Below are 22,438 nucleotides of genomic sequence, written 5' to 3'. Positions count from 1 at the left end.
GGGGGAACGGTTCGGCTCCCCGCCCGGCCTGGTGGTCTTTTGGCGTGCGGGTGGGTGGGGGCCGGTCGCGCAGTTCCCCGCGCCCCTTACGGGGCGGGCCGGTGGACTCTCGGGTGCGGGTGGACGGGGGATGCTCGCGCAGTTCCCCGCGCCCCTTACGGGGCTTGCCCCTGCTCCCCCCTTCACTCAACCCATGCCTCACGCAAGGGCGGGTGGGTGGGGAGACCCGCGCGGAGCGCGGGGACCGGGGCGGATCAGCCGCAGGGGGCAACAGTTACCGCCCTCGCGCGGGGACCGCCTCTCGGAGTGCCGCGAGGACCCGGGAGACCGCCGCCCCCGCGGCACCCCCGCGGCGGACCGCCGCGATCACGTGGCGGGTCGGGTGGTCGCCCGCCACTTCCCGCATCACCACACCGTCACGGCTCGCCGCCGCCATCCGCGGGACCAGCGCCACCCCCATCCCCGCCTCCACCATCGCCAGGATCGCCGTCCAGCCGGAGGCCGAGTGGGCCTGTTCCGGAGTGAATCCCGCCCCTTCGCACGCCGCCCGCGTGATCTCCGACCAGGGCCCGCTCCCGCCGAAGATCCACGGCTCCCCCGCGAGGTCGGCGAGGCGCAGCCCCTGTGCCGACGCCAGCCGGTGGTCCCCCGGCAGCGCCACGTCCAGCGGGTCGGCCAGGAGCGACTCCCTGGTGAAGCGGGTGTCGGCGTCCGACGCCGCCGGCGCCTGCACCGCGAGCGACAGCGCCACGTCCACCTCGCCCGCCGCAAGGAGCTCGTACGCCTCCGCCGCCTCGGCCTCTCGTACGCGTACGGAGATCCCCGGCGCCGCCGCCCGCAGCGCCCGCACCGCAGGCACGACCAGCGCGGGCACCGCCGTCGAGAACGCCCCGACCCGCACCTCCCCCGCCTCGCCCTGCGCATACGCCGCCAACTCCGCGTCCGCCCGCTCCAGTTGGGCGAAGACCGCCTCGGTGTGCCGCAGCACCAGATGCGCGGCATCCGTGAGCCGCACCCGCCGCCCGTGCGCCTCCAGCAGCGGCACCCCCAACTGCTTGGCGAGGTTGGACAGCTGCTGCGAGACCGCCGACGGCGTCATCTGCAGCGCCTGCGCCGTCGCCGTCACGGTGCCCCGTTCGCTCAACGTACGCAGGATCTGCAGCTTCTTGATGTCCCACTCGCTCATGAGCCCAACGTACCGAGTGGTCAGGAGGAGGGATCCCACGGGCGGCCCGCCTCCTTCGCGCGGGCGGCCGAGCCCAGCACGACCCCGCCCAGGATGAGCCCCATGCACAGCACCTGCAGCCACCCCATCGCCTCGCCGAGCAGCGCGAAGGAGAGCAGCGCGACGCAGACCGGCTGGAGGTAGTAGACGACTCCGGCACGCGCCGCGCCGATGATCGAGACCGCCTTGTTCCAGGCGAAGAAGGCGACCGCCGAGGACACCACACCGACGTAGAGGAGCGGGGAGACCGTGCCTGCCGTCGGCTCGAAGCCGCCCTGCAGCGCGTAGCTGGCCACGAACACCGGCAGCAGCATCAGCGCGCCGAGCACGAACGTCGAGAAGAGGAAGGGGAGTCCACCGATCCGGGCCGGCTTGCGCTTGAGCAGCGCGCTGTACGACCCGAAGGACAGCGCCGCCGCGATGATCCAGAGGTCGCCGACCGAGAAGTCCATGGCGAACGAGCCCTTGCCGACCAGGAGCAGCACCCCGGCACAGGCGACGAGCATGCCGGTCACGCGCCGCGCGCCGAGCCTGGCGCCGCCGAGGCGTTCGTAGACGGCCATCAGGACGGGCGACGCGGCCATGATCATGCCCATGTTTCCCGCGGTGGTCGTCATGCCCGCCTGGTTCACCAGGGTGTTGTAGACCGTGACGCCCAACAGGGAGGCGAGGAGGAGGAACTTGAGGTGCTCGCGGAGCAGCCTCCGCTGCCGCCAGGTCTCCCGCGCCGCGAACGGCGCGACCGCGGCGATGGCGATGATCCAGCGCCAGAACGCGTGCTGGACGGGCGGCACGGTGTCGTGCAGGGCGCGGGCGGTGACGAAGCTGCCCGACCAGACGACCGTGGCGAGGGCCGCGAGGGCGAGGCCGACGCCGATGGGGCGCGCGACGCCCGCCTTCGCGAGGGGCGCGACGGGTGCGACGGGTGCGGTCGCTTCGGTCGGCGCGGTGCGGGTGGGGGTCCGGTCGAGGACGGTCACGAGGTATCCCTTGCCTGTCTCCCCGGCTCAGCGGGGCGTCTCGGTCATGTGCGGGACAACCGTCGCACCACGCAAACCATCACGTCCATCGAAACTTTTCACCGACTCTTTTAAGGTGAACTGAACAGTTCTAGCCGATGCCCCACTCCCCCAGCGCCGCCTCCACCGCCCCCGCGTCCGCCTCCTCCGCCGCCCACGCCACGTACCCGTCGGGCCGCACGAGGACCGTCGTGCGGCGCCCGCTCGCCCAGTGCGCGGCCACCGCGCGCCCGGCGGCGTGCTGCACGCCCTCCGGGGAGATCAGCACGAACCCGCCCGCGCGCAGGGCCTCGTAGAGCCGCCCCTCCTTGAGTACGACATCGGGGATCCGGCGCCCGGCGAGACGGTGCGCGCCCCTGGGCGCCGGGTAGCCGAAGCCGATCCCGGTCAGCTGGCCGAGCAGTTTGGCGCGCACGGGGCCCACATGCGTGGCGAGGGAGGCCAGCACGGCCCGCACGGCGAAGGTCCACGGGCGCTTCGCCATCGCCAGCCTGACCATCCCGCCGCTGCTGCGCAGCACCGCCCTGCCGACCGGATACCGCTCGGCCTGGTAACTGTCCAACAGACCTTGCGGCGCACGGCCGTTGACGGCGGCGGTCAGCTTCCAGCCCAGGTTGGCGGCGTCCTGCAGGCCCGTGTTCATGCCCTGGCCGCCGGCCGGGGAGTGGACGTGCGCGGCGTCCCCGGCGAGGAAGACCCGGCCCACGCGGTAGGCGGGCGCCTGCCGTTCGTCGCTGTGGAAGCGGGACATCCAGCGGGGGTCGTGCATGCCGTAGTCGCGCCCGAGCGCCTGCCGGGCGAGCTCCTTGACCTCGTCGAGGTCGAGCGGCTCGCTGTCGGGGACGTCACGGGTGCGGTTCCAGCCGATGACGCGGTGGTAGCCGTCGGCGAAGGGCGCGATGAAGGCGAAGGAGTCGCCCGCGGCCCTGACGGTGAGCAGCGACTCCGGCCGCTCGGCGAGCCTGACGTCGGCGAGGACGAGCGAGCGGATCACGGACCTGCCGGGGAAGGGCAGGCCGATCGCCTCGCGTACGCCGCTGTGCAGCCCGTCGGCGCCGACGACGTAGGCGGCGCGCAGCGCGTCCGGAGCGCCGCCGGGGCCGCGGACTTCGAGCGTCACGCCGTCCGCGTCCTGACGGAGCCCGGTCACCTCGGTCTCGTACACGAACCGCACGCCCGCCTCGACCGCGCGCCGCTCCAGGGTCCGTTCGACCTCGTACTGCGGCAGGACCAGGAGGTGACGGAAGCGCGAGGGGAGGTTCTCCAGGTCGATCGTCAGCCGCTCGAACAGGCGCAGCGTCCGCAGCGGCCGCCCCTTGGCCTCCAGCTCGTCGGCGAGGCCCCGCGCGTCGAACTGTTCCAGGGTGCGGGCGTGCACGACCATCGCGCGCGAGAGGTTGCTGATGCCGTGCGCCCGCTTCTCCACGAGGGTCACTGCGACGCCCGCCGCGGCGAGGTCCCCGGCGAGCAGCAGCCCGGTGGGGCCCGCGCCGACCACCACGACCGAACGGTCCGTGGCGCTCGCGCCGCTGTTGATGTCCGTGCTTCCGGTCGTGCCGTTCATGGCCGCCTCCTGATGCCAACACCTGTTGGTCAACGCTTGTTGGCCAAGCTAGAACCGCGCCTATGGACTGTCAACAGGTGTTGGCCTACGTTTGTCGGCATGACCGAAAGAGCCCCCGCCGCCCCGGCGTCCGCCCCGCCGCCCCGCCGCTCCGACGCCACCCGCGCGGGCATCCTCGCCGCGGCCCGCGAGCGGTTCGCCGCGGACGGGTACGAGCGCGCGACGATCCGCGCCATCGCCAAGGACGCGCGGATCGACCCGTCGATGGTCATGCGCTACTACGGCAGCAAGGAGGGGCTCTTCGCCGCGGCCACCTCGGTCGACCTGCGGCTCTCGGACTTCACCCGGGTCCCCCGGGCGGACGTCGGGCGGACGCTCGTGACGCACTTCCTCGACATCTGGGAGGGCAACGGAGTGCTCACCGCCCTGCTCCGCGTGGGCATCACCAACCAGGCGGGCGCCGAACGCATGCAGGGCGTCTTCAAGGAGCAGATCCTGCCGGTCGCGCGCGAGGTCTGCCCCGACCCCGCCGAGGCGCCCACCCGGGCGGCGCTCTGCGCGTCGCAGGTGCTCGGCCTCGCGCTGACGCGGTACGTCCTGCGGTTCCCGGCGACGGTCGCGCTGACGCGCGAAGAGATCACGGCCTGGCTGGCGCCGACGCTCCAGCGCTATCTGACGGCCGAGCGGCCGGAGGACTCCGTACCGCCCGAAGGCGCGGAGCGGCTCAAGGGCTCATGAACGCATGCCGAGGGCTCGGTCCCGCAACGCGTACGCACGCTGCGGGACCGAGCCCTCGGAAGAAGTCGACGGACGGGTGGCGTCAGCCCTGCTTCTGCTGCTTGCGGGACTTGTCACCGACCATCACGAGGCCCGCGATCACCAGGAACAGCACGATGGGCGCCACGACAAAGAGGCCGAGCGTGTCGATGACACTCAGGCCCGGGCCCGGGTCGTCGCCGTCGTCGCGCACGAGCGCGCTCGCGGGGGACGACATGAGCAGCATCATCAGCGTCGTGCCGGAGGCCAGGGCGCCGGCGCGCAGAGCGTTCTTCTTGTCCACGGTGCAAACGTAGCGAACTCCTAAACGGGGTGCGCGCCCGGGGGTGCCGTACGGGGCCTTTCCCTGGTGACGGGATCCTCGCGGAACACCGCCATGAGGGCGTGCAGACGCGGGGACGCCGCGAGGTCCTCCAGGGTGACGGGGCGTCCGGAGGCGTCGGCGATCGGCAGACGCCAGTTGGGGTACTGGTCCCAGGTGCCCGGCAGGTTCTGCGGGCGGCGGTCCCCCACCGCGTCCGGCAGCCAGACGCCGACCATGCGGGCCGGGGTGGACAGCAGGAAGCGGTGCAGGGCGCGGATCTCGTCCTCCTCGCAGCCCATGCCGCCGGGCAGCAGACCGCGCCGGGAGAGCAGGCACAGCCACTCGTGGACGTCGGCGGCGGCCTCGGCGCTCTCCTGCGCCAGGGGGCGGGCCAACAGGCCCAGGTCGTGGCGGAGTCGGACGTGCTCGCCGGTGAGGCGGGCGGCGGTCGGGGGCAGGTCGTGCGTGGTGGCGGTGGCCACGCAGTCCGCGCGCCACTCGTCGGCGGGCAGCGGGCGGCCCGTGCCCTCCCAGTCCCGCTCGAACCAGAGCACCGAGGTGCCGAGCACGCCGTGCTCGCGCAGCCGCTCGCGGACGCCGGGCTCGACGGTGCCGAGGTCCTCGCCGATCACCAGCGCGTCGGCACGGGACGCCTCCAGGACGAGGACGGCGAGCATCGCGTCGGCGTCGTAGTGGACGTAGGTCCCCTCGGTGGGGTCGTGGCCCTCGGGAACCCACCAGAGGCGGAACAGGCCCATGACGTGGTCGATGCGCAGCGCGCCCGCGTGCCGCAACAGGCCGCGCAGGAGGGCGCGGTAGGGCGCGTACCCGGACTCGGCGAGGCGGTCGGGGCGCCAGGGCGGCAGGCCCCAGTCCTGCCCGCGCGCGTTGAACGCGTCCGGCGGGGCGCCGACCGTGGTGCGCGGCGCGAAGTGCCGCCGCTGGGCCCAGGCGTCGGCGCCGCCGGGGTGCACGCCGACCGCGAGGTCGTGCACGAGGCCGATGTCCATGCCCGCCTCGCGCGCGGTGCGCTGGGCGGCGGCGAGTTGGGTGTCGGTGAGCCAGGCGGTGCGGCTGTGGAAGTCGACGCGGTCCATGCGCTCGCGCCGGGCGCGGGCGGTCTCCGGCGAGGCCGGGTCGCGCAGCGGCGCGGGCCAGGAGTGCCAGTCCGGGCCGTGGACCTCGGCGAGGGCGGACCAGGTGGCGTGGTCCTCCAGGGCGGTGCCCTGCTCGGCGAGAAAGGCGTGGTAGGCGGCGCTGCGGCCGGGGCCGAGGGGGACTTCGTGGAGCAGCTCCAGGGCCTCGCGCTTGAGCGCCCAGACCGCGTCGCGGTCGATCAACTCGCCCTTGCTCAGGACCGATTCGCGTAATCGCCCGGCCTGGTGACACAGGGCCTCGACGCGGTCGCGGGCCTCTCCCCTCAGGTACGCGAACTCGGGGACCGCCTCGACACGCAGGTGCACGGGGTCGGGGAAGCGACGGGACGAGGGGCGGTACGGGGAGGGGTCGCCCTGGCCGCCCGGCGGGCTCGGCACGGCGGCGTGCAGCGGGTTGACCTGGAGGAACCCGGCGTTCAGATCGCGGCCCGACCAGGCGGCGAGCTCGGTCAGGTCGCCGAGGTCGCCCATGCCCCAGGAGCGGCGGGAGAGCAGGGAGTAGAGCTGGACGAGCAGGCCGTGCGTGCGGCGCGCGGGGGTCCTCGCGCGGCGGGGGGCGGCGATGAGGTGGGCCTCGGCCTCGCGTCCTTCGGGTGTGCGTACGCGGAGCCGGTGGATGCCCGGCGGTAACTGGCGTATGCCCGGCGGGAGTTGCCGCGCTCCTTGCGGTGACCGGCGCCCGGCGTCCGGCTCGGTGTCCGCGGCTGCGCGGTTGCCCGCCGTGCCGGGGTCCGCGCCCTCGGCCGTACCGGTGTCCGCGCCCTCGGCCGTACCGGTGTCCGCACCCTCGGCCGTGCCGCCGGTCGCCCTCCACTCCCTGACCCCGCCGCCCTCCAGTTCGAGCCGCACCTGGGTCCCGCGCGGCAGGCCCGCGAGCGGTGAGGACGGGGGCAGGGGGTCGTCCGTCCACGCCACCACCGTCGGCGGCAGCAGGCGCGCGGCCAGCTCGGCCTCGCGCGCGGCCAGGGCGGCCCCGGCCGCCTCCGGGGTGCTCGCGTCCACGTCCAGGGCGGCGAGGGCCGCGATCACCGCGGCGTCGGCGGCGGGGACGGTGCGCCCCGGGGAGGGGGAGTAGGAGGTGGCCACGCCGTACGAGGCGGCCAGCCGCGTCAGGGGCATCAGACCCCCATGAAGTCCAGGCCCGAGGCCATGCCGGTGGAGGTGGGCTCGCTGGTGAGCGGGGCGGCGTCGGCGAGGGGCGGCTCGCTGGTGAGCGGCGCGGCGTCGGCGAGCGGGGGCTCGCTGGTGAGGGGCGGCTCGATGCAGCCGCAGGAGCAGGAGCCGTCGAGGCCCGAGTCGGGGTGGGAGACCTGTTTGGAGAGCGCGGAGAGCAGAAGGTTCGCTGAAGCGGCCACGTCGGGGCTCCTTTTCAGGGGGCAGGTCTCGGCAGCCCTACCCAGTGCGCGGGGTCGCAGACGTATACGTTGCCTCAACGTGTCCCTGGTCACATTTGGTTCCCGACACGAGAGGTGTTCCCCTCGAGGCCCACTCCGCTCCGGAAGATCGCTCTCCGGGGCCCCGGCACCCGGGAAGATGTCCGCCGCGACGGAACGGCCCGAGAGCGCCCCGGGAGCGCCCCGGGAGCGCCGCCGAACAGCCCGGCGGACCCCCGAATCGCGCAGGTTCCGCGAAGAAACCCCGCGCCCCCCACCCGGCGCCGTTGACACCCCTGCCACCTCAGTGGTGGGCTCACTGCCACACGTGACATCAGGTACGTCAGGCACGACGGACACGACTGGCACGTCAGGCACGACAGGCACGACAGGCACGACGGATACGACAGGCACAAGGAGAGGCCGTGCAGCTGCGGCGCAGGAACGGCGCGGCCGCCATCGCGGTCGCCGTCATCGCGGGCGCGCTCGGCGGTGCCCCCGGCGCCCTCGCCGCCCCGGGGGCGCCCGGCAGGCCCGGTGTCCCGGCCGCGTCCCCGGACGACGACAGCAGGGACGACCGCAGGAGCGACTCCGGCCTGCCCCCCGTGTGGCCCCGCCCGCAGTCGATGAACGCCGCGGGATCCGCCGTCACCGTGGGGGACGACGTCGTCCTGGTCACGGCGGACCCCGCGAGGACCACCGCCGACGAGTCCGATCCCTACGCCCTCGAAGCCCTTCGCGCCCTCCTGCGCGACGCGGGCGCCCGGCGGATCACCGAGGTCCGCGACGGCGCCCCGCCGCCCGAGGGACGCACCCTCGTCGTCCGCGCCGGAGGGGCCGGCGCCGACCGGGCCCTGCGCTCCCTCGGCGCCGGCGAGCGCGCCGACCTGCCCGCGGGCGGCTACCGCCTGGCCGTGGGCCGCGTCGACGGGCGGGAGACCGTCGCCCTCGCGGGGGTCGGCAGGGACGGCCTCTTCCACGGCGTGCAGACCCTGCGGCAGATCACCGGCAAGACCAAGGGCGCCCGCCTCGTCCCCGGCGTACGGATCAGGGACTGGCCTGGCACCGCCGTGCGCGGCATGGCCGAGGGGTTCTACGGCACCCCCTGGACCCGTGAACAGCGCCTGGCGCAGCTGGACTTCATGGGGCGGACCAAGCAGAACCGCTACCTCTACGCCCCCGGCGACGACCTCTACCGCCAGGCCCGCTGGCGCGAGCCCTACCCGGCCGACCAGCGCGCCGACTTCCGCGCCCTGGCCGAGCGCGCGAAGGCCAACCACATCACGCTCGCCTGGGCCGTCGCCCCCGGCCAGGCCATGTGCATGTCGTCGAAGAAGGACGTCAGGGACCTCATCCGCAAGATCGACGCGATGTGGGCGCTCGGTGTGCGCGCCTTCCAGCTGCAGTTCCAGGACGTCAGCTACAGCGAGTGGCACTGCGGGCAGGACGCCGAGACGTTCGGGTCCGGGCCGAAGGCCGCCGCGAAGGCGCAGGCCGAGGTCGCGGGCGCCGTCGCCGCGCACCTCGCCGAGCGCCACCCGGGCGCCGAGCCGCTCTCCCTGATGCCGACCGAGTACTTCCAGGACGGCTCGACCGAGTACCGCGCGGCCCTCTCGCGCGACCTGGACCGCCGTGTCGAGGTGGCCTGGACGGGCGTCGGCGTGGTCCCCAAGACCATCACCGGGCGTGAACTCGCGGGCGCCCGCGCGGCGTTCGGCCCGCACCCGCTGGTCACGATGGACAACTACCCCGTCAACGACTTCGCGCAGGACCGTATCTTCCTCGGCCCCTACACCGGCCGCGAGCCCGCCGTCGCCACCGGCTCGGCCGCCCTCCTGGGCAACGCCATGGAGCAGCCGTCCGCGTCCCGCATCCCCTTGTTCACGGCCGCCGACTACGCCTGGAACCCGCGCGCCTACCGCCCCCACGAGTCCTGGCTCGCCGCCATCGACGACCTCGCGGGCGGCGACGCGAAGGCGCGGGGCGCGCTGCGGGCCCTCGCGGGCAATGACGCGTCGTCCGTGCTCGGCGCCGACGAGTCGGCGTACCTGCGACCGCTGATGGCCGACCTCTGGGAGGCCCGCACGACGACGGACCGGGCACGGATCGACGGCGCGGCGAAGCGGCTGCGCGCCGCCTTCTCCGTCATGCGCGAGGCGCCGGGGCGCCTGTCCGGCAGCGCGCTCGACGACGAAGTGCGGCCCTGGATCGAGCAGTTGGCGCGCTACGGCCGGGCCGGCGAGAGCGCGGTGGACATGCTGGGCGCCCAGGCCCGCGGCGACGGCGCGGCCGCGTGGCAGGCCTCGCGCACCCTGGCGCGGCTGCGGCAGGAGCTGGGGTCGAGCAGGGTCACCGTCGGCGAGGGCGTCCTCGACCCGTTCCTGACGCGCGCGCAGAAGGCGTACGCGGCCTGGGCGGGGACCACCGGTGAGCGGGCCTCGGACGGCGCGGAGGCCGACTTCGGCCGTGCGCGTCCGCTCGCCGCGGTGACGGCGCTGACCGACCCCGGCACCGAGGGCGCCGTCGAGGCGCACGTCCCCGGCGAGGGCTGGCGGCGCGTCGGCGCCCTCGCCAAGAGCGGCTTCACGGAGATCGACCTCACGAAGGCGGGCGGCGGGGAAACCGCGAAGGCCGGCGGCACGGCCCTGCGCGCCGACGCCGTCCGCGCCTCACACACCGACGGCACCGTCCGCCACCTCGTGCCCTGGTTCGCCGACTCCCCCGCGGCCCGCCTCTCGCTGGCCCGCACCGAGGCCGACGCGGAGATCGGCGGCGGCCCGCACCGCGTCACCGCGAAGCTGCTCTCGCTGCGCCCCGGCGACGTTGGCGGAGAGCTCCGGGCGAAGGCCCCGAAGGGCATCCAGGTGAAGGCCCCCGCCCGGTCCACGCTGCCGCGCGGCACCCAGGTCGACGTCCCCCTCGACATCACGGTCCCCGCGGGCACGCGCGCGGGGACGTACGAGATCCCGGTGACCTTCGGCGACGAGACCCGCACGGTGTCGGTCCGCGCCTTCCCGCGCACCGCGGGCCCGGACCTCGCGCGCGGCGCGAAGGCGTCCTCGTCGGGCGACGAGACGGAGGACTTCCCCGCGTCGGCCGCGCTCGACGGCGACCCGGAGACCCGCTGGTCGTCCCCGGTGGAGGACGGCGCGTGGTGGCAGGTGGAGCTCGCGGAGCCGGTCAGGCTCGGCCAGGTCGTGCTGCGCTGGCAGGACGCGTACGCGGCGGGCTACCGGGTGCAGACCTCGTCCGACGGAAAGACCTGGCGCACGGCCGCGACCGTGCGGGACGGCAGGGGCGGGCGCGAGGCGGTGCGCATGGACGCGCGTGACACCCGCTACATCCGCGTGCAGGGCGACAAGCGGGCCACGCGCTTCGGCTACTCCCTGTGGTCCGTGGAGGCGTACGCGGTGGCGGACTGAGAGCAGCCCACGCGTCCGTACGCCCCCACGCACCGACATACGACAAAGGCCCGGATCGAGTGCTAGGCAGAAATGCCGTCGATCCGGGCCATCGCGTCCTCCGCGCCGAACGGCTGCAAGTACGGCAGCCAGCGCGGATCCCTATGTCCGGTCCCGATGATGCGCCACGCGAGGCCCGAGGGAGGGGCGGGCTTGTGCCGCAGGCGCCACCCCAGCTCCAGCAGATGGCGGTCGGCCTTGACGTGGTTGCAGCGGCGGCAGGAAGCCACCACGTTGTCCCAGGCGTGCTGGCCGCCTCGGCTCTTGGGGATGACGTGGTCGACGCTGGTTGCGACGCCACCGCAGTACATGCACCGACCGCCGTCGCGGGCGAACAGCGCCCGCCTGGTCAGAGGAACGGGCCCCCTGTAAGGGACCCGGACGAACCGCTTGAGGCGGACCACGCTGGGTGCGGGGACGGTGCGCGTTGCGCTGTGCATGAAGGCGCCGGATTCCTCGAGGCAGAGAGCCTTGTTCTCCAGGACGAGGACGAGCGCGCGGCGGAGCGGTACGACGCCGAGGGGCTCGTACGACGCGTTGAGGACCAAGACATGCGGCACGGCGGATGCCTCCTTGTACGCCGGCGGCGCGTGGCTCGCGCCGGGACGATCTGTAGTCAGTCTCCCCTCATGCCTGGTCGTAGCGCCAGCATGTCCCCGTAACGGCCTTGAAGTGTTTTCGACCACAGCGGGCGCGCGGCGGAGACGTCACTACCTACTTCCCCAGGTGAGCACCGTCTCTCCCTCGAACATGACAACGATCCACACACGATGCCCCGTTAGTGTGGTGGGTCTGCCCGGTTCCCCCGGTTCTCTCTAGTTCACCCGGGCAGGCCGCGACACCTGGAGGTATCCGCCGTGCTCTTGTCCGTCCTGTCGGCAGCCGGAACGGACCCGGACGACACGCCGACGCCGAAGGCCCCGACCCTGGAAGACGCCCAGGAGAGCGCCACGAACGCGGCGAGCTGGGTCGAGCAGAACTGGTCCACGTGGCTCGGCATCGGTCTGCGGATCGTGCTGATCGTGGCCATAGCCGTCGTCCTGCGGGTCCTGGTCCGCCGGGCCATCACCAAGCTGATAGACCGCATGAACCGCACGGCCTCGGCGGTCGACGGCACGGCCCTGGGCGGCCTGCTCGTCAACGTCGAGCGCCGCCGCCAGCGCTCGCAGGCCATCGGCTCGGTGCTGCGCTCGGTGGCGTCGTTCCTGATCCTGGGCACGGCCGCGCTCATGATCCTCGGCACGTTCGACATCAACCTGGCGCCGCTGCTGGCCTCCGCCGGTGTGGCGGGCGTGGCGATCGGTTTCGGCGCGCGCAACCTCGTCACCGACTTCCTCTCCGGCGTCTTCATGATCCTTGAGGACCAGTACGGCGTGGGCGACTCGATCGACGCGGGCGTCGCCTCCGGCGAGGTGATCGAGGTCGGCCTGCGCGTGACGAAGCTGCGCGGCGACAACGGCGAGATCTGGTACGTCCGCAACGGCGAGGTCAAGCGCATCGGCAACCTCTCCCAGGGCTGGTCCACGGCGGGCGTCGACGTGACGGTCCGCCCGGACGAGGACCTGGACAAGGTGAAGGCGACGCTGACCGAGGTCGGCGAGACCATGGCCAAGGAAGAGCCGTGGAACGAGCGGCTGTGGGGTCCGGTGGAGATCCTGGGCCTGGACAGCGTCCTCCTGGACTCGATGGTGGTGCGGGTCTCCGCCAAGACCATGCCGGGCAAGTCCCTGGGCGTGGAGCGGGAGCTGCGCTGGCGCATCAAGCGGGCGTTCGACGAGGCGGGCATCCGCATCGTGGGCGGCCTGCCGCTTCCGACGGCCGACGAGTCGTCCCCCGACCCGACGGCAGGCATGGCGGCCCCGTCCGCCTACGCCTCGGCGACGTCCCCGCAGTCGCTGGCGACGACGCCGATACCGCCGCCGAATCTTTCGAAGCCGTAGCGGTATGTGTGAGTGGGGGCGCCCGGAAGATTCCGGGCGCCCCCACTCACGTATCGGTCTCGCGGGCCGGACTCACCGCGTCCAGTTCTTGAGGGGCTCGGTTTCTACGCGGTGATCGGCGAGGCGGCGCTACGACAGCAGGCGGGCGGCCCTGAAGTGATGCGCGCGCAGCTGCAACACCTGCTGAAGATGGCTCAACTCCCCAACATCCGGGTCCAGGTACTGCCCTTCCGAGCAGGCGGCCACGCGTGCATGGCAGGCTCCTTCAACATCATCTCCTTCGCGGGGACCGAGGCGGTGGACGTGGTCCACGTCGACAGCATCGCGGCTACCGTGTGGGTCGAGAACGACGCCGAAAGTGCCACGTACAAGGCCTTCTTCGACCGCACGGCACGCCTGGGTCTGGCCCCGAAGGACTCACTCGGCCTGCTGGAGAGCGTGGAAGTCGCCCTCAGCATCCCGGGAACCGTCGCCGTCCATGACTCCAAGGACCACGACGGCGACGCCGACTGCGGCGACGCCCCGATACTCCGCCTGGCCCCGGCCGCCCGGACGCGCTTCACCGCGTCCCTGCGCTGAACCCGAACCGGGGCCGTCCAGCGGGAGGGCAGCTCAGAAGTGGACCTCCGCGCAGGCGCGCCCGCGGGACTGCAGCCCGCTGCCCGTGTGCTCCCAGCCCTCGGCACACAGCACGGAACCGTTGGGCAGATCGCGGCCGACCGGCACGGTGAACTTCTGGTGGTACCCCCAGAAGCCGGTCTCGCTGTTCTTGTCGATCCCGCCGCCGTAGATGTGGAAGTGCCCGGTGAAGTCACCGTTCCAGGTGGTGGCCGCCGAGATCCTCTCGACCCGCAGACCGCTGCCCTCCACGGAGATGCAGGTCCGGTCGTTGCACCCATTGGCCCCGGCGAACGCGGACGGCGCCCCGGCGAGGACCGCCACCCCGACACACACCGCGCTCACCGCCACCCGCATCCCCCGCCGTGCCTTCGCCCCCATGCCGCCCATGTCACCCATCACACACATTCCTCTCGAACCGACTGTCAAGGCGAGGCGATCTTGGCAGCGCGCCCGCTCGCGGAACAGCGCCCACCAGGCAAATTCACCCCGACGGTCGACCGCGGCATTGATGGGACGAGGCCGTGAAGAAAGGCCGAATACCGCTCAACTGCCGCGCTGACAAACAACCTTCACAGCGAACCTCCTGGTCCCTCGTGGCGATCGATCATCAACGATTCGACGCTCGAACGCTTCAACGAACGGGGCAGCAGATGTCAGCACGGACCACTCTGGCAGGCATGACCGCGGTGGCGGCGCTCGCGGCGGGGGCGCTCACGGCGCCCGCCACGGCGGCGCCCGCCTCCACGGGCGACCGCCACGCCGCGACCCGGCAGGCCATGGACGCCGCCGTCAAGGACGGCGTGCCCGGAGTGACGGGACAGGTGAGGGACGAGTACGGCACCTGGAAGGGGACGTCGGGCGTCGGCGATCTCGCGACCGGACGCCCGCGCGGCGCCCACGACCACTACCGCGTCGGCAGTCTCACCAAGACCTTCGTGGCGACGGTCCTCCTCCAACTCGAGGCAGAGGGAGAGCTCGACCTGGACGACACGGTCGACCACTGGCTGCCCGGCCTCGTGCGCGGCAACGGCCACGACGGCAGACGGATCACCGTCCGCCAGCTCCTGAATCACACCAGCGGCATCTACGACTACTACGCGGACAAGGACTTCGCGGCCGATTTCCGGCTGCGGGACGGCTTCTTCGCGCACCGCTACGACACCTGGTCCCCCGAGCGGCTCGTGGCGATCGCCATGCGGAACAAGCCGTACTCCACGACGCCCGGCGAATCCTGGCGCTACTCCGACACCAACTACGTCCTCGCCGGAATGATCATCCAGAAGGTCACCCGGCACTCGTACGCGTACGAGGTCCGGCAGCGCGTCATCGAGCCCCTCGGCCTCCACGGCACCAAGGACCCCGGCACCGACCCGCGCATGCCGCGGCCCAGCGGCCGGGCGTACTCGAAGCTCGCCGATGTCACCACGGGCCCGTCGTACGACGTCACGGAGTTCAACCCGTCCGCGGCCTGGACGAGCGGCGGAATGATCTCCGACTCCGACGACCTGAACCGCTTCTACTCGGCGTTGCTGCGCGGCGAGCTGCTGCCGGAGAAGCAGATGGCCGCGATGACGACGACCGTGCCCATGGGCGACGCCTTCCCCGGCGCCCGCTACGGTCTCGGCCTGGCCGAACGCACCCTCAGCTGCGGCCGGCGGATCTGGGGCCACCACGGCGGCATCCTCGGCTCCACCTCCGAGGCGGTGACGACCGAGGACGGCCGCCACTCGCTCGCCTTCAACTTCAACGCCGACTGGACGGGCGACAGTGACGCGGTGCTGGAGGCCGAGTTCTGCGGCACGTGAGCCCCGCCCCAGCACCGCCGACGCGCCGCGAAGCCTCCGCCGCCCCCGTCCTCGCACGAACTGAACGCACCCTCCGCAACGCCCTCCCCCGCAGGTAACGACTTGGTAGCCGCGAGGGCGCTCGCTATTGACGCCTCATTCACGCCAGCCTTACGGTCCTCACGAATTGGAAAGTTTCCTAACAGTCGCTTTCCGGACCCCGACCACCGCTCCCGACACCGCCGTCGGGAGCCGCGCAGCCGAAGGGCAGGTGTCGTCATGGCAGCAGCGGGCAGCGGCAGCAGCACTCCCGGAACCCCGGGAACCCCGCGCGTCCTGCGCGCCATGAACGACCGCGCCGTGCTCGACCTCCTCGTCGCGCACGGCCCCCTCACCCGCACCCGCGTCGGCGAGCTGACCGGGCTTTCCAAGCCCACCACCTCGCAGCTCCTCGGGCGGCTCGAAGCCGCCGGGCTCGTGCACACCACCGGCAGCCTCAGCGGCCGCCCGGGACCCAACGCCCTGCTCTACGAGATCGACCCGGGCGCCGGGCACGTCGCCGCGCTCTCCGCCGACCCGACCGGCATCACCGCCCTCGTCGCCGACATCACCGGCACCGTCCTCGCCCAGGAGCGCGTGGAAGCGGACGCCGTCGCCGAGGACGTCCGCCACCGCACCGCCCAGCTGGTCGCCGAGGCCGTCGACGGTGCCCTGCGGCAGGCCGGACTCGGCCACGACGACCTGCGGGCCGCGGTCATCGGCACCCCCGGCGCCATCGATCCGCAGACCGGCCAGCTCCGCTACGCCCCGCACCTGCCCGGCTGGCATTCGCGCACGCTGCGGGACGACCTGGCCGCGGTGCTCGGCACCCCGGTGACCATCGAGAACGACGTGAACCTCGCCGCGGTCGCCGAGCAGTACGAAGGCGCCGCCCAGGACCACGACAACTACGTGCTCACCTGGCTCGACGACGGCGTCGGCGCCGCCATCGTGCTCGGCGGCGTCCTGCTGCGCGGCGCCACCGGCGGCGCGGGCGAGATCGGCTACATGCCGCTGCCGGGCGCCCCGCTGGCGCACGGCGGCCCCGAGGCGACCTGCGGCCCCGACGGGGGCGGCGGCTTCCAGAGCCTGGTCTCCGCACCCGTGGTCACCCAACTGGCGGGCCCCGACGCCACGTTGGCCGACGCCTTCGCCGATGACGTCGTCCTCGGCGAGGTGGCCCGCCGCCTCGCCACCGGCATCGCCGCGGTCGTCGCCGTCGTCGACCCCGAACTCGTCGTCCTGTCCGGCTCGGTGGCCCAGGCCGGCGGCGACAAGCTGCGCGTCCGCGTCGAGGAGGAGTTGACCGGGCTCGCCCTGCCCCGCCCGCAGGTGCGCATCAGCGAGCTCGACGGCGACCCGATCCTCAGCGGCGCGCTCCGCCAGGCCCTGACCCAGGCCCGTGACCGGGTCTTCGACACGGCCTGACCCTCCCCCTTACCGACCCCTCAACTCCCCTCCCCGCAAAGGAAGTCCGCCATGCCGCGATGGCGCATGCCCACCTGCGCGTCCGCGGCGCTCGCCGCAGCCGGCCTGTTGCTCTCCGGCTGCGCCAACCCGAGCGTCGGCAGCGCGAACGACGACCCGACCAAGCCGGTCACCCTGAAGTTCTGGCACGGCTGGTCGAACCCCGGCGAGGTCAAGGCGGTGAACGCCAGCATCGCCCGGTTCGAGAAGCTGCACCCGAACATCGAGGTGGAGGCCACCGGCAACGTCACCGACGCCACCGTCAACCAGGCCCTGCGCGCGGGCGGCGACAAGGCCCCGGACGTGGTGTCCTCCTTCACCACCAACAACGTCGGGCAGTACTGCGAGTCCGGGATGTGGGCCGACCTCGACCCCTTCATGAAGAAGACCGGGGTCGACAAGGAGAAGATCTTCCCCAAGACCCTTCTCGACTACACCAGTTACCGGGGCAACCAGTGCGCCCTGCCGCTCCTCGCCGACGCCTACGGCATGTACTACAACAAGGACGCCTTCGAGGAAGCCGGTATCGCGCGCCCGCCGCGGACCATGTCCGAGCTGGAGCGGGACGCCAAGAAACTGACCGTGCGCAGCGGCAAGGACTCGTACAAGCGCGTCGGGTTCATGCCCAACTTCCGGCTCTACCAGAACAGCCCGGACCGGCTCTTCGCGCAGTGGGGCCCGAAGTACTTCGACGACGACGGCAACTCGCGGCTCGCGAAGGAACCGGCGACGTACAAGTTCTTCAAGCAGGCCGGTGAACTGGCCGACGCCCAGGGCGGCTTCGACGACCTGGAGAAGTTCCGGCTCACGTTCGGCGACGAGATGTCCAACCAGAACGCCTTCCTGACCGGGAAGCTCGCCATGCACCTGGACGGCGAGTGGCGGGGCCTGATGCTCAAGGAGGCCAAGGCCGACTTCGAGTGGGGCGTCGCGCCGCTGCCCGTCCCCGACGACCAGAAGGACACCTACGGACGGGGCTTCATCACCGGCACCGTCGCGGGCATCGCGCACAGCTCCCAGCACCAGAACGCCGCCTGGGAGCTGGTGAAGTTCCTGACCACGAACACCAACCAGGTCGTGGACTTCGCCAACGACATCCACAACGTGCCCTCCACCTTCGCCGCGCTGAAGTCGCCGCGCCTGGACGCCGACCCGACGTTCCGGTCCTTCTTCCAGGTCCTGGAGAACAAGCACAGCAAGGCCCTGCCCCCCTCCACGAACGGCGGCGCGTACGTCGTCTCGCTGATGGACTTCGCGTACTCCGTCGAGGCCGGGCGCATCCCCGATCTGCGCAAGGGTCTGAAGAAGCTGGACCGACAGATCGACGCCGACACCCTCCAGTCGAAGAGCTAGCCGAGGACCCCCGCCATGGCACTTTCCCTCTCCAACCCCGCGCGCCGCAGACTGCGCACGCTCGGCTTCCTCTCCCCCTGGCTGGTCGGCTTCAGCGTCTTCTTCGCGTATCCGCTGATCGCGACCGTGTACTTCTCGTTCATGCACTACAACCAGATCAAGGAGCCCACCTTCGTGGGCCTCAAGAACTGGGAGTACGTGTTCCGGGACATGCCGCTGTTCGGGCCCGCCCTGTGGAACACCCTGTGGCTGGTCGTGATCATGGTGGCCCTGCGGGTGGTCTTCGGGCTCTCGCTCGGGCTGCTCATCACGAAGATCAAGACCGGGGTCGGGTTCTTCCGCACCGCCTTCTACATCCCCTACCTCGCCCCGCCGGTGGCCGCCACCGTCGCCTTCGTCTTCCTGCTCAACCCGGGCACGGGTCCGGTCAACGAGATCCTCGGCGCGATCGGGCTCTCCGGGCCGAACTGGTTCAACGACCCGGACTGGGCCAAGCCCTCGCTGGTGCTCCTGTCCATGTGGGGCATCGGCGACCTGATGGTGATCTTCATGGCCGCGCTGCTCGACGTGCCCAAGGAGCAGTACGAGGCCGCCGAGCTCGACGGCGCGGGCGCCTGGGCCAAGTTCCGCTACGTCACCTGGCCCTCGATCACGCCGATCGTGATGTTCGCGGTCGTCACGGGCGTCGTGCAGACCATGCAGTACTACACACAGGCCCTGGTCGCGGGGAAGGTCGCCTCCGGCGTCTCCATCGGCCCCGGCTCGGTGATCCAGCCCGGCTACCCGGACCACTCGACCCTCACGGTCCCCCAGCTCGTCTACTCGATGGGCTTCCAGAACTTCAACACCGGCGCGGCGTGCGTTCTCTCGCTCGTGCTCTTCGCCATCGCCATGGCCGTGACGATGCTCCTGATGCGCAAGCGCTCCGGGCTGCTCGCGGCGGAGGACTGAGGACTCACGATGACTTCCACGACCCTGAGCGCGCCCGCGTCGGCGCCCGAGAAGGCCGCCCCGCTGCGGGGCCCCGCCGCCGCCCGCGCCCGCCGCAAGCGGATCCTGCACTGGATCGCCGTCCACAGCGTGGCGACAGCCGTCGCCCTGCTCTTCGTCCTGCCGTTCGTGTTCGTCTTCCTGACCTCGGTCATGAGCGACTCGCAGGCGATGAGCGGCGACCTGTGGCCCGACTCCTGGCACTGGTCCAACTACAAGACGGTGTTCGAGACGCCGGGATTCCTGGACTGGTGGCGCAACTCCCTGATGTACGCGGGGCTCGGCACCCTCTTCACGGTCTGCTCGGCCATTCCCGTGGCGTACGCGCTCGCCAAGTTCCGCTTCCGCGGCCGGCGCACCGCGATGCTGCTCGTCATCTCGACGATGATGCTGCCGCCGCAGGTCATCGTGATCCCGATGTACCTGGTGTGGGCCCAGCAGTTCCACCTGTCGGGCACCCTGTGGCCGCTGATCATCCCGATGGCGTTCGGCGACGCGTACTCGATCTTCCTCCTGCGGCAGTTCCTGCTCACCATTCCCAAGGAGTACATCGAGTCGGCGAGGGTCGACGGGTGCGGTGAGTTCCGCACCCTCATCAAGATCATCGTGCCGATGGCGAAGCCCGGCATCGCCGCCATCGCGCTCTTCCAGTTCTTCTACTGCTGGAACGACTACTTCGGGCCGCAGATCTACGCGGCCCAGAACCCGGGCGCCTGGACGCTGAGTTACGGCCTGGAGTCCTTCAAGAGCGCCCACAGCGTCAACTGGAACCTGACCATGGCCGCGACGCTGCTCGTCATGGCCCCGGTCATCCTCGTCTTCTTCTTCGCACAAAAGGCCTTCGTCGAAGGCGTCACCCTCACCGGAGTAAAGGGCTGAGAACGGATATGAAGCTCGCAGTGGTCGGCGGAGGGTCGACCTACACACCCGAACTCATCGACGGATTCGCGCGGTTGAGGGACACCCTGCCGATCGAGGAGCTGGTCCTCGTCGACCCGGCCGCCGATCGTCTGGAGCTGGTGGGCGGCCTCGCGCGGCGCATCTTCGCCAAGCAGGGGCACCCCGGCCGGATCGTCACCACCTCCGACGTGGACGCGGGCGTCGCGGACGCCGACGCGGTGCTGCTCCAGCTGCGCGTCGGCGGGCAGGCGGCCCGCAACCAGGACGAGACATGGCCACTGGAGTGCGGCTGCGTCGGCCAGGAGACCACCGGGGCGGGCGGCCTCGCCAAGGCGCTGCGCACGGTGCCCGTCGTCCTCGACATCGCCGAGCGGGTCCGCAGGACCAACCCGAACGCCTGGATCATCGACTTCACCAACCCCGTCGGCATCGTCACGCGGGCGCTGCTCCAGGCCGGGCACAAGGCCGTCGGGCTGTGCAACGTCGCGATCGGATTCCAGCGGAAGTTCGCCAGGCTGCTCGACGTCGCGCCGGGCGAGGTGCACCTCGACCATGTCGGGCTCAACCACCTGACGTGGGAGACGGGCGTACGTCTCGGGGGTCCCGGCGGCGAGGACGTGCTGCCCAAGCTCCTGTCCGAGCACGGCGCCGCCGTCGCCGAGGACCTGCACATGCCGCGCGAGATCGTCGACCGGCTCGGTGTCGTGCCCTCGTACTACCTGCGCTACTACTACCAGCACGACGCCGTGGTCGAGGAGCTGCGGACCAAGCCGTCGCGCGCCGCCCAAGTGGCGGAGATGGAGCGCGAGTTGCTCCAGATGTACGGCGACCCCACCCTCGACGAGAAGCCGGAGCTGCTCGCCAAGCGCGGCGGCGCCTTCTACTCGGAGGCGGCCGTGGACCTCGCGGCCTCGCTGCTCGGAAACGGGGGCAGCCCGTACCAGGTGGTGAACACGGTGAACAACGGCACGCTGCCGTTCCTGCCCGACGACGCGGTCATCGAGGTGCAGGCGGCGGTGGACGGCACGGGCGCGAGGCCGCTGTCCGCGCCGAAGCTCGACCCGCTGTACGCCGGACTCATCGCGAACGTCACCGGCTACGAGGACCTGGCCCTGCGGGCCGCCCTGCACGGCGGCCGCGACCGCGTCTTCAAGGCGCTGCTCGCCCACCCGCTGGTCGGCCAGTACGCGTACGCCGAGCAGCTCACCGACAGCCTGATCGCGCACAACCGGGAGCACCTGGCGTGGGCGTAGGCACGAGCGTGCTCGCGATCGACGCGGGCAACAGCAAGACCGACGTCGCGGTGGTCGCGGCCGACGGCACGGTCGTCGGCGCGGCCCGCGGCGGCGGGTTCCAGCCCCCGCAGGTCGGCGTCGAACCGGCCGTCGACGTCCTGGCCGAGGCGGTGACGCGGGCGTTCGCCGAGGCGGGCGTGGACGCCGTGGGCCATGTGTCCGCGTGTCTGGCCAACGCCGATCTGCCGGTCGAGGAACGGGAGTTGGCCGACGCCATACGGCGGCGCTCCTGGGGCGCGTCGGTCGACGTACGCAACGACACCTTCGCGATCCTGCGGGCCGGGCTCCTGGAGGACGCCGAGCCGCGCGGTGTCGCCGTGGTGTGCGGCGCGGGCATCAACTGCGTCGGCATGCTGCCCGACGGGCGCACCGCCCGCTTCCCCGCCATCGGCCGGATCTCCGGCGACTGGGGCGGGGGCGGGGGCCTGGCCGAGGAGGCGCTCTGGTTCGCGGCGCGGGCCGAGGACGGCCGGGGCGAGGCGACCGCGCTGCGCGAGGCGCTGCCCGCGCACTTCGGCCTGGGGTCCATGTACGCGCTGATCGAGGCGCTGCACCTGGGCCGCATCGCCCCCGTGCGGCGGCACGAGTTGACGCCGGTGCTCTTCGCCACGGCCGCGGCGGGCGACGCCGTTGCGCGCTCCCTGGTGGACCGGATGGCCGACGAGGTCGTCGCCATGGCGACCGTCGCCCTCGGCCGCCTCGACCTGCTCGACGAGGCGGCGCCCGTCCTGCTGGGCGGCAGCGTCCTCGCGGCCCGCCATCCCCAACTGGACGACCGCATACGGACGTTGCTGGCGGACCGGGCGCCCAAGGCGGTGCCCCGGGTGGTCAGCGCCCGACCGGTGCTCGGTGCGGCGCTGCTCGGACTCGACCAGGTCGGTGCGCCCACCGGGGTGCACGCGCGCGTGCGCACGCACTACGAAGGCGGCGCAAGCGGCGCACGAGGGCATTGACCGGTTCCCGTCCGGGCCGTGCGCGCGGGCGGGAACCGAACCCCCCTCAATCTCGTGTACATGGGCAGGGATCCGACTCGTGTACATGGGCAGGGATCCGCACAAGATCGAGTCAAGGCCTGTGCGGATGTCAGTCCCTGCGGCAATACTTGCGGCCGTGCACTTCTTCCCGCGCCACGCGCGCCGGGCGGAAGAACCGTCCGGAGACCCGAGGGG

The 22,438-nt window shown here is 72.2% G+C and carries 19 protein-coding genes; 11 read left to right on the top strand and 8 right to left on the bottom strand.

What is annotated here, in order from left to right; translation table 11 throughout:
- Positions 1-274: 274 nt before the first annotated feature.
- The 3 genes from ACZ4D5_RS01895 to ACZ4D5_RS01885 all read right to left on the bottom strand — a co-directional run bounded on the left by ACZ4D5_RS01895 (position 275) and on the right by ACZ4D5_RS01885 (position 3,808).
- Positions 275-1,186, bottom strand: coding sequence for a LysR family transcriptional regulator (locus ACZ4D5_RS01895; RefSeq protein WP_467770356.1), 912 nt, complete (start codon positions 1,184-1,186; stop codon positions 275-277).
- Positions 1,187-1,206: 20 nt separating this feature from the next.
- Positions 1,207-2,205 (bottom strand): DMT family transporter, encoded by a 999-nt coding sequence (locus ACZ4D5_RS01890; protein WP_467770355.1) that lies wholly within the window; start codon positions 2,203-2,205, stop codon positions 1,207-1,209.
- 130 nt (positions 2,206-2,335) lie between these two features.
- Complete coding sequence (locus ACZ4D5_RS01885; protein WP_467770354.1) at positions 2,336-3,808, bottom strand: FAD-dependent oxidoreductase; 1,473 nt, start codon at positions 3,806-3,808, stop codon at positions 2,336-2,338.
- A 99-nt stretch (positions 3,809-3,907) separates the two neighbouring features.
- Between ACZ4D5_RS01885 and ACZ4D5_RS01880 the strand changes: the two genes are divergently transcribed.
- Positions 3,908-4,546 carry a TetR/AcrR family transcriptional regulator gene (locus ACZ4D5_RS01880; RefSeq protein WP_467770353.1) on the top strand — a complete coding sequence of 213 codons (639 nt, stop codon included), beginning with the start codon at positions 3,908-3,910 and terminating at the stop codon, positions 4,544-4,546.
- 82 nt (positions 4,547-4,628) lie between these two features.
- On the opposite strand, the gene ACZ4D5_RS01875 is transcribed toward ACZ4D5_RS01880, so the two are convergent.
- From ACZ4D5_RS01875 to ACZ4D5_RS01865, 3 genes are read right to left on the bottom strand one after another with little or no spacing between them, the layout of a single operon-like run.
- Positions 4,629-4,868: a hypothetical protein gene (locus ACZ4D5_RS01875; protein WP_467770352.1), complete on the bottom strand. Its 240-nt coding sequence runs from the start codon at positions 4,866-4,868 to the stop codon at positions 4,629-4,631.
- Between the two features lie 20 nt (positions 4,869-4,888).
- Entirely contained in the window at positions 4,889-7,165 is a 2,277-nt protein-coding gene (gene malQ, locus ACZ4D5_RS01870; protein ID WP_467770351.1) for a 4-alpha-glucanotransferase, read from the bottom strand.
- Positions 7,165-7,401 (bottom strand): hypothetical protein, encoded by a 237-nt coding sequence (locus ACZ4D5_RS01865; RefSeq protein ID WP_055569296.1) that lies wholly within the window; start codon positions 7,399-7,401, stop codon positions 7,165-7,167. The genes malQ and ACZ4D5_RS01865 overlap by 1 nt, the downstream gene beginning before the upstream one ends.
- A 443-nt stretch (positions 7,402-7,844) precedes the next feature.
- Here ACZ4D5_RS01865 and ACZ4D5_RS01860 point away from each other — a divergent pair, with 443 nt between their 5' ends.
- A complete protein-coding gene (locus ACZ4D5_RS01860; protein WP_467770350.1) occupies positions 7,845-10,841 on the top strand; it encodes a beta-N-acetylglucosaminidase domain-containing protein in 2,997 nt (998 codons plus the stop codon).
- Between the two features lie 62 nt (positions 10,842-10,903).
- Here ACZ4D5_RS01860 and ACZ4D5_RS01855 read toward each other — a convergent pair whose 3' ends face one another.
- Positions 10,904-11,440, bottom strand: coding sequence for an HNH endonuclease (locus tag ACZ4D5_RS01855; protein WP_055555610.1), 537 nt, complete (start codon positions 11,438-11,440; stop codon positions 10,904-10,906).
- 297 nt (positions 11,441-11,737) lie between these two features.
- Between ACZ4D5_RS01855 and ACZ4D5_RS01850 the strand changes: the two genes are divergently transcribed.
- Positions 11,738-12,820, top strand: coding sequence for a mechanosensitive ion channel family protein (locus tag ACZ4D5_RS01850; protein ID WP_467770349.1), 1,083 nt, complete (start codon positions 11,738-11,740; stop codon positions 12,818-12,820).
- Between the two features lie 12 nt (positions 12,821-12,832).
- Positions 12,833-13,399, top strand: a complete 567-nt coding sequence (locus ACZ4D5_RS01845) for a DUF5753 domain-containing protein (protein WP_467770348.1) — start codon at positions 12,833-12,835, stop codon at positions 13,397-13,399.
- 33 nt (positions 13,400-13,432) lie between these two features.
- Here the strand turns inward: ACZ4D5_RS01845 and ACZ4D5_RS01840 are convergent, their stop codons facing one another.
- Complete coding sequence (locus ACZ4D5_RS01840; protein ID WP_467770347.1) at positions 13,433-13,837, bottom strand: hypothetical protein; 405 nt, start codon at positions 13,835-13,837, stop codon at positions 13,433-13,435.
- A 281-nt stretch (positions 13,838-14,118) separates the two neighbouring features.
- Between ACZ4D5_RS01840 and ACZ4D5_RS01835 the strand changes: the two genes are divergently transcribed.
- The 7 genes from ACZ4D5_RS01835 to ACZ4D5_RS01805 all read left to right on the top strand — a co-directional run bounded on the left by ACZ4D5_RS01835 (position 14,119) and on the right by ACZ4D5_RS01805 (position 22,222).
- A complete protein-coding gene (locus tag ACZ4D5_RS01835; RefSeq protein ID WP_467770346.1) occupies positions 14,119-15,246 on the top strand; it encodes a serine hydrolase domain-containing protein in 1,128 nt (375 codons plus the stop codon).
- A gap of 258 nt (positions 15,247-15,504) precedes the next feature.
- On the top strand, positions 15,505-16,692 hold the full coding sequence (locus tag ACZ4D5_RS01830; RefSeq protein WP_467770345.1) for an ROK family transcriptional regulator: 1,188 nt from the start codon (positions 15,505-15,507) through the stop codon (positions 16,690-16,692).
- A 51-nt stretch (positions 16,693-16,743) separates the two neighbouring features.
- On the top strand, positions 16,744-18,084 hold the full coding sequence (locus ACZ4D5_RS01825; RefSeq protein ID WP_467770344.1) for an ABC transporter substrate-binding protein: 1,341 nt from the start codon (positions 16,744-16,746) through the stop codon (positions 18,082-18,084).
- A 15-nt stretch (positions 18,085-18,099) separates the two neighbouring features.
- The gene (locus ACZ4D5_RS01820) at positions 18,100-19,035 is read left to right on the top strand and encodes a carbohydrate ABC transporter permease (RefSeq protein ID WP_467770343.1); all 936 of its coding nucleotides are present in this window, start codon (positions 18,100-18,102) and stop codon (positions 19,033-19,035) included.
- A gap of 9 nt (positions 19,036-19,044) precedes the next feature.
- Entirely contained in the window at positions 19,045-19,953 is a 909-nt protein-coding gene (locus ACZ4D5_RS01815; protein WP_467770342.1) for a carbohydrate ABC transporter permease, read from the top strand.
- An 8-nt stretch (positions 19,954-19,961) separates the two neighbouring features.
- Complete coding sequence (locus ACZ4D5_RS01810; RefSeq protein ID WP_467770341.1) at positions 19,962-21,227, top strand: 6-phospho-beta-glucosidase; 1,266 nt, start codon at positions 19,962-19,964, stop codon at positions 21,225-21,227.
- A complete protein-coding gene (locus tag ACZ4D5_RS01805) occupies positions 21,218-22,222 on the top strand; it encodes an N-acetylglucosamine kinase (RefSeq protein WP_467770340.1) in 1,005 nt (334 codons plus the stop codon). Before ACZ4D5_RS01810 ends, ACZ4D5_RS01805 begins: the two co-directional genes overlap by 10 nt.
- The last annotated feature ends 216 nt before the right edge of the window (positions 22,223-22,438 follow it).

This window comes from Streptomyces sp. NPDC025651 (genome assembly GCF_055558735.1).
The sequence above is the reverse complement of the archived record's forward strand: the minus strand, read 5'-3'. Positions and strand labels throughout refer to the sequence as shown.